The 6,789-nt window shown below is 63.1% G+C and carries 7 protein-coding genes and 2 pseudogenes; 4 read left to right on the top strand and 5 right to left on the bottom strand.

Translation table 11 applies throughout. The features are described 5' to 3' along the window. Nucleotides 1-369: pseudogene (locus QZY48_RS30975) on the top strand (hypothetical protein); the annotation flags it as partial. A 118-nt stretch (nt 370-487) separates the two neighbouring features. Here the strand turns inward: QZY48_RS30975 and QZY48_RS30970 are convergent. The 5 genes and pseudogenes from QZY48_RS30970 to QZY48_RS30955 all read right to left on the bottom strand — a co-directional run bounded on the left by QZY48_RS30970 (nt 488) and on the right by QZY48_RS30955 (nt 4,653). Continuing rightward, the gene (locus QZY48_RS30970; RefSeq protein ID WP_295437877.1) at nt 488-1,387 is read right to left on the bottom strand and encodes a hypothetical protein; all 900 of its coding nucleotides are present in this window, start codon (nt 1,385-1,387) and stop codon (nt 488-490) included. A gap of 4 nt (nt 1,388-1,391) precedes the next feature. After that, a complete protein-coding gene (locus tag QZY48_RS30965; RefSeq protein ID WP_295437875.1) occupies nt 1,392-3,395 on the bottom strand; it encodes a HEAT repeat domain-containing protein in 2,004 nt (667 codons plus the stop codon). A gap of 90 nt (nt 3,396-3,485) precedes the next feature. After that, nucleotides 3,486-3,629: pseudogene (locus tag QZY48_RS35160) on the bottom strand (WD40 repeat domain-containing protein); the annotation flags it as partial. 126 nt (nt 3,630-3,755) lie between these two features. Next, a complete protein-coding gene (locus QZY48_RS30960; RefSeq protein WP_295437873.1) occupies nt 3,756-4,247 on the bottom strand; it encodes a hypothetical protein in 492 nt (163 codons plus the stop codon). Between the two features lie 40 nt (nt 4,248-4,287). After that, the gene (locus QZY48_RS30955) at nt 4,288-4,653 is read right to left on the bottom strand and encodes a hypothetical protein (protein WP_295437871.1); all 366 of its coding nucleotides are present in this window, start codon (nt 4,651-4,653) and stop codon (nt 4,288-4,290) included. Between the two features lie 17 nt (nt 4,654-4,670). Between QZY48_RS30955 and QZY48_RS30950 the strand changes: the two genes are divergently transcribed. The 3 genes from QZY48_RS30950 (at nt 4,671) to QZY48_RS30940 (ending at nt 6,369) form a co-directional block, all read left to right on the top strand. Continuing rightward, nucleotides 4,671-5,474, top strand: coding sequence for a 4Fe-4S cluster-binding domain-containing protein (locus QZY48_RS30950; protein ID WP_295437870.1), 804 nt, complete (start codon nt 4,671-4,673; stop codon nt 5,472-5,474). After that, nucleotides 5,456-5,737 carry a hypothetical protein gene (locus QZY48_RS30945; protein ID WP_295437869.1) on the top strand — a complete coding sequence of 94 codons (282 nt, stop codon included), beginning with the start codon at nt 5,456-5,458 and terminating at the stop codon, nt 5,735-5,737. Before QZY48_RS30950 ends, QZY48_RS30945 begins: the two co-directional genes overlap by 19 nt. A gap of 140 nt (nt 5,738-5,877) precedes the next feature. Beyond that, nucleotides 5,878-6,369, top strand: coding sequence for a transposase (locus tag QZY48_RS30940; protein WP_295437868.1), 492 nt, complete (start codon nt 5,878-5,880; stop codon nt 6,367-6,369). Nucleotides 6,370-6,789: the final 420 nt, after the last annotated feature.

The following is a 6,789-nucleotide window of genomic DNA, read 5'->3' as shown; positions in this document are numbered from 1 at the left end:
GGCATAGCGTCGCGGCGGTGCTTGTTCCAAATGGGCGCCATAGATCCAGGTGATGGCGGTTGCCGCCAGACAAAAGTTGAGATGATTGGTCACCGCATCCGGGTGGCGCGTTTGCGTCTCCCGGGGTATGGACTGGCAGATCATAAGGAAAGCAGCGGCGGCCGAACGGTCATCAGACCGACGCTGATTAAAGCCGCAGATACACCGATCCGTCGCCATACCAAGATCAAGGCGGCGGCGAACCCGTTTGACCCCGACTGGGAACCGTACTTTGAGGCGCGGGAAACCGCGGCCATGAAGAAATTCCTGATCGGACGGGTGAAGACGCTGTGGGAAAAGCAGGACGGAAAATGCCCCACCTGCAATTAACAGATCAGGGCGGGCGACGGATGAGGCATCAGCCATGGGACATTTCACCCGAGCAAGGACGGGGTACCGCTACAGCCGCAATCATCCGTCAAACACCTTATCATAGACATCCGCCACATCAAAACTCCACCACCTGCCAGCCGGCCGCGGTCTTGGTCAATTCGATTTCTTCGTCGCGGGACTCGAGCTTGACGGACACGACGGCCTTGCGGTCGCCTTTGATCCGCTCATTGGTAACAGTCGCGCCTTGGAACAATGTTGCCAGGTCGTCCAAGTCCTTCTGTGCCGCCGTCTTGGATCGCAATGGCGCGAATTCATCCGGCGCGCTGTCGGCGAAGCACTTGCTCAGCAGATCGACATTGCGTGAGGTCGCCCCGGTGATCAGCGTCTGCACCGCGGCCCGCGGGGTCGAGAAATCGCCCTGCGCTTCAGCGGACTGGGGCGCTGGTCCACGGGGTGCGGATTCCTCGCTCAGTGGTTGGGCGGCTGAAATGGATGGAGCCGCCGCGGGGCCGCTTGAGGCCATTGCCACTTTTTCGCGGGAAAAAAAGTGCCAACCCGCGCCCCCGCGCCTATCGCTCGTGATCGCCAGCAGTTGCCAGCCTTCGTTCTCCAGTTTGATGAGGCCGTCGCCAAAACTGTTGCGCCCCAGATCAGTGATGGCCTGATCATCAAGTACCTTGTATTCGAGCTTGGGCCGCTCCATCGGCGCGACCCATGGCGATTGCCGGAAATACAACCAGCCGGTTGCACCTTGATCGTTGGCGGTGGTGATGAACAACTCATACCCGACATCGCCGAGTTTGTTCATCCCCGCGGTCATATCCCCGCCGCCAAGCTGCTTGAGCGTCGTGGGGTCATGACGCATAAACCGCCAATGCGGAGCGGGACCCGCATCGGTCGGCGCCGTACCGTGCATCTGAGCGACCGCGACCGTGTCGAAGCCGGTCGACAGCGTGGTCAGAATGAACAAGGAAGACAGAACGAAACCATGCGCAATCTGATGACGAACGTTCATTGCATTATTGCCTCTTATAAATCGCCTGGGTTTGCTCATCGCGCAGCGTATCAGCGTCAAGAAAGGTGAACTGAGTGGCGGCGGCGGGATAATTCAGGGCCTTGCAAATCGTGCCGCGGACGCACCACTCCTTGGGCTCCCACCCGGTCGGCTTCTGGCTCAGTTGAAACAGGGTCGGCGAGATGGGGGAGACGATGTAGGTGCCCCAAATCTGCACGGTCAAGCCGAAACTCCAGCGCTCAAAGCGATTAAAATTGCCATCCGCATCGAGCATCGCGATGCCGTCGACCTGGCCGTCGCCCACCACCACGGTGGTTTTCCAGCTTCCGACGACCGACGCGATCAACTGCGCAGGGGGCCGTGGGGGCGCGACCTGGGCGGTGTTGGCCGGCGCGGGTGTTCCGAACCCCGGCGGCAGCGGCCGCGGACCCGGCGCGGGCGCGGGCTGGGCGAGCACCGACGGCGCGGGTCTGGGGGCAGGCACCGGTTGGGTCTGGACCGCTGGCGCCGTGGTGCCGGAGAGGGTTCCGGCGAAGGGTTGCTCCGCAATCAATACCTTGACTTCGTCCGTCGCCGGATGTTTGAGGATGACCACTTCCGCCGCGAATTCAGGCGAAATCGTAACATCTTCCTGGCAGACAAAGGTCTGGCCGTTCGCAAGCGAAATCTGCTTGCCGATGGCGCAGCCGTCAAAGAGAAATTCGTCTTCTTCGGTCGACTTGACCTCGGTCTTGTCGACCACGACGAACCCCTTTAACTCATAGGACGCGACATCATCCTGCGCCGCGGCGGCGGGACCGGCGAACGCGAGTAGCTCATCGAAGCCCCTCTCGGTCGTGGTGGCCCGATCATCCAGTGCCCTGAGCGAACCCTCAGTATGAAAAGTGGCCCCCTGGAGTGTGAAGACGAAGGTGGCAGGCTCCGGGCCGCCGTGTTCCGTCACCGTCACCGTCTCGGGAAAGACCGGCCCAAAGCGGCGCGAATAGCGATATTGGAAGTCTTCCCGATCCGCGAGTTCGCCGCGGACCCAGAGTTGACCCCGAACCCAGTACAGTATGACCATGGAAGCCAGCTGGGACTGGCCCTCGACCAGCGCCAGCTCCATCACCGTTTCCATTGAGGTCCCATCGCCATAGACGACGAGGTTGCGCAGTTCATGCAGGTCCTCCGCCACCGTGATCAGCACGCGCTCGGTCCGGTCTGTCGGCGCCGCCGCGGTTGCATCGATGAAGACCTTGGCCCCCACCCTCGCCGCGTATAACGGCTGGTCGGGATCATTCAAGGCGAGTGGAATCGAGATCAGACTGCCGAACATGAGCCGGCCGATCCGCTCGTGATTCGACGCAACAAAGTCCTCCTGCACGCCCAGCGCGCGCAAGTTCAGCCCACGGGTCGGAAGCGACGAGGCGACATTGAGGGTCCCGGCAGACACGCTATCCATCGCTACACTATACCTGACCTCAAAGGAGCCGATCTCCCGGCCCCAGACGAGTGGGTACCGGTCGATGACCTGAGCAAGCGTCTTCTTACCCAAGGCGGCCGCCGCGGCGGTCTTCTCGATCGTCGGCGGGGGCGCCAACGCCTCGGCGCCGGCGGCCCTGGCCATCACCTCGGTCGGGGCGACCCGGGCCAGCAGCCCCAAAACCCGTACGGCCAATCGTCCCACCGCTTCGTCGGGGTCCCCCCCCGTGGCCGCCCGCGTCAGGACCGGGATGGTGGCTCGGGCCTGCGGACCCAGGGTGGCGAGGGCCTTCACCGCCCTCAACCGCAGCCCGGCGTCGGGCGACTCCAGGTCGCGGATGGACCCGGCCACCAGGGCGGCGGTCGCCGCGCGCTGTATCTGTGCATCGGGGTCCTTGTGGGCCAGGTCTTTGAGGGCCGGCCAGGCCCCGCGCGCCTGAGGTCCCATCCGACCCAGGGCCTTGACCGCCTGCGCGCGCACTACCCTATCGCTGCTCTTGAGGTCATTGATCAGGCCCGCCGGGACCTCCGGCGCCGGACTCTCCAATTCAATCGCTGGCTTCGCAACTCCGGCGCTCGCTGGGAGACCACTTCCGACCGGCGCACGATTGAGCGTGGCCACCTGCCAAATCCGGATCACATCCCCGGCCCCGGTAGCCAAGAGCGTTCCATCGGGACTGAAGGCAACCGAGCGGACCCAGTCGCTATGGCCTTGGAGGGTGCAGAAGGTACCAGGCTGGGTGGGCGGACAGGGGACTGCGTCTGGTGCAGCCACCGCCATCGCCGGGATTGCACCCTCTCCCAGGATCGACGCCAGGACGATCAAAGCCATCCACAGCGTGGCGGATCGACGACCTTCTACACGCATACTTACGCTCCTGCCGGAGTGCGGCTCCGGGTGCTGCGGTTAACGTTCCAGGCCGAGGTCCTCCACCGGCTTGCCGGTGCGCGCCGCAACCAGCGCCATGACCTGCTGCGGTCTGGGGCAGATGTTCTTGGTGATCGTGAAGTCGCCCTGGGTGGTATACAGCCGGTACTCATCGACCACCAACGGAAGCATCATCGGATAATATAGACGCTGCGCGTGAGTCAGGCGCGCAATCTCGCTCCAACGCAGTCGCACCAGCCGTCCACGCCGCAGCCAGCCGCCGGCCCAGACCGGAATCTGCAACGTGATCCCTGATTCGTCCAAAACGATACGTGTGCGCAGCAGTGGCGGCACGCGCGTCAGGAGCCACAGGCCGGTCAGTCCCGTCGGCAGGCAAACGCACACGAGTGCCCAGAGTTTGTCCTTCGCCACCAGGGCAAACACAACCGCCAGGATGACCAGCGCCACGCCGAGCAGACCAAAGAGCGCGATGACCCAGCGGCTGGCACGAAAATCATGGGGGATTTCCATCGGTGTCTCCGGCGGTTCAGAAGGCGTTCTGGGGATAAATCTACCGCGAGCGGTGGTACCACAATAGCAGCAGCACCGATATGCCGCTCATCACTCCAAGCACCAGACGCCACGGCCCACTGAGCAACGGCCAGAGGATGGTGCTCAGCAAGGTGATGATCAGAACCAGCAGTGGTATTTCATACAAATAACCAAGATGCCGTTTCTTTAGGAAATCATGGTTCCTCTTGGCCCCTCGTCGCTGAGTCGCAGAACGGTTCTGCAGTTCGCGTTCGATCTGGCGGACGTGCAGCTCGTGGACGACGTAGCCGGCGTCGGTGGGGTCCAGGCGCTCGCGGCGCAGGGCGGCGAGCAGCCGGGCAGGAATGTGGTCGGTTTGGTCGCGAAGGGCGGGGATGGTGGGCATGGTGGGCTCAACGTGGAATGGGGATCGTCGTCTCGTGGGACGACGCCCCGCGCGAGGTCGCGTGGTGGTCGTCCGTACTTGCACTTAGCGTGCATGATTTTGCGTTGGTGGGATACTGGTGCCGGGGACGGGGCCATGACCAGCCTCGCACTGTCCCGCGTCCACTTCCCGGTCACGACCTTGGGGCCGGGACGGGGGGCGGGATCTGGTTCCAAGGGTGCTCGATCCACTGCCGCGGCTGTATCTCCCTAGACACCCGGGCGCCCGGGCGGGCGGACGCGCAGGTCGGGGCGCTGATTGCGACGTTGGCCCCCTGGCTCGGATGCGCGGACGGCGTCACCGTGACCGGCGGGGAACCGTTCGATCAACCGGGAGCGCTGGAGACACTGCTGCGGGGATTACGAACCGCGTTCGACGGCGACCTGCTGATCTATTCCGGTTATCCCCGTGAGCGGATCGCGGGACCGCTTGCGGGCCTCGCCGGACTGATCGACGCGCTGGTCACGGACCCCTATGTGGCAGAGGCCTGCGACAGGCTGCCGTTACGCGGCAGCGACAACCAGCGCTTGCACCTGCTGACCCCGCGCAGGCACGCGCTCTACGCCCGCCTTGATACCCCCGGCGAACACGCCAAGCCCCGCGCGCTGGACCTGATGCTGGTCGCACCGACTGCGCCCCCGAGCGGCGCGAGGGTGGCAAGCGGCGCGCAACTGTGGGTCACACACGACCGGGGGCCATTGTCTTTTCCCCGACCGGGCCTAGACTGGGTGTCACATGTCCGCCTCGCGCCCTTGGTGTCCGCATGTCGACCTTTGCAGTGACCGAGTCTCGCGGTCTCGTCGATGCCCTTGCGGGGGCCGCCGCGGGGGATCGCATCAGCCTCGCCGCGGGGAACTATTGGCTGGATACCCCCTTGGATCTAGACCGCGCCCTCATCCTAGCCGGTGCTGGTTTGGGACAGACCTGCATTGAGGGCGAGTGCGGACCCTTTCTGCTGCGCTATGTGGGCGAGGGACGCCTGGTGCTGCTGGGCATCCACTTTCGCCACACCGCAGCGGTGCCGGCCAACGTGGTCGGGGTCTGACAATCATTGGAACGATTATGGAAAGCTTGACACTGGTGGCGAATCCTCCCATGCCCCAGCAGTCGGTGTATCGACGGCAACGTTCAGTGTTCTGCGGTGTCTAAAGAGGTTACGGCGTACCGCCGATCCGGAGGCATTCCATGTCGCTCCAACCCCGTTCGGCCCACGAAATTCCAGAGGAAACGCGCCGCATCGCCTGCGCCGCCTTTCCGCACGGCACCTTTTGCTTGACGGTGGCCGACGCGGTGGGTCCGATCTACGCCGACGAGCGCTTTGCGGATCTCTTCCCCCGCCGCGGGCAACCGGCCGAGGCCCCCGGGCGCTTGGCCTGGGTGACGGTGCTGCAATTCGTCGAGAACTTGTCTGATCGTGCCGCAGCCGACGCCGTGCGGGGACGCCTGGACTGGAAGTATTTGCTCGGCCTCGCGTTGACCGATCCCGGGTTCGATCACACCGTCTTGAGCGAATTCCGGACCCGCCTGGGAACCGAGCAGGGCGAGCAACGGCTGCTCGATGAGTTGCTGACGCACCTGCAGGAGCAGGACCTACTCAAGGCGCGCGGTCGCCAGCGCACCGATTCGGCCCATGTCCTGGCCGCCGTGCGCACCCTCAACCGCCTGGAAGGGGTCTGACAATCATCGGCGCGAAAACTTACGCTAAGGCCCTTCCTGCGGTCTCAAAAACCTCGCTTCGACATGAGTTTCCGAGATTTTGAATTCTGAGACGGCCTTTTGAGGCAGATTTAGCCGGATTTAAGCGTCTTTTTCTCTACCGTCAGGCTGTCTCAGGAAACGTTCGTTTGATGAGACGCCAGAAATAAGCTTTATAACTCTGTCGGTTACGCCTTAGCGTAAGTTTCCGTTCCGAAGATTGTCAAAGCCCGCAGAACACCTATTTGACGAGTTGGGGCTCAACAAAAGGGAGGCTAATTCTACTTTGTTACCGTAATTCGGCGGCGTTGAGCGAAGGATATGGATATTTCGGCCGTAACCACTGGAAAGTATTTTAAATCAAATGCTTGCAATTAATGCAGCAAATTGGAAGCCAGATCC

Origin of the sequence: uncultured Thiodictyon sp. (assembly GCF_903828115.1) — a bacterium.
GTDB lineage: Bacteria > Pseudomonadota > Gammaproteobacteria > Chromatiales > Chromatiaceae > Thiodictyon.
The sequence above is the reverse complement of the archived record's forward strand: the minus strand, read 5'-3'. Positions and strand labels throughout refer to the sequence as shown.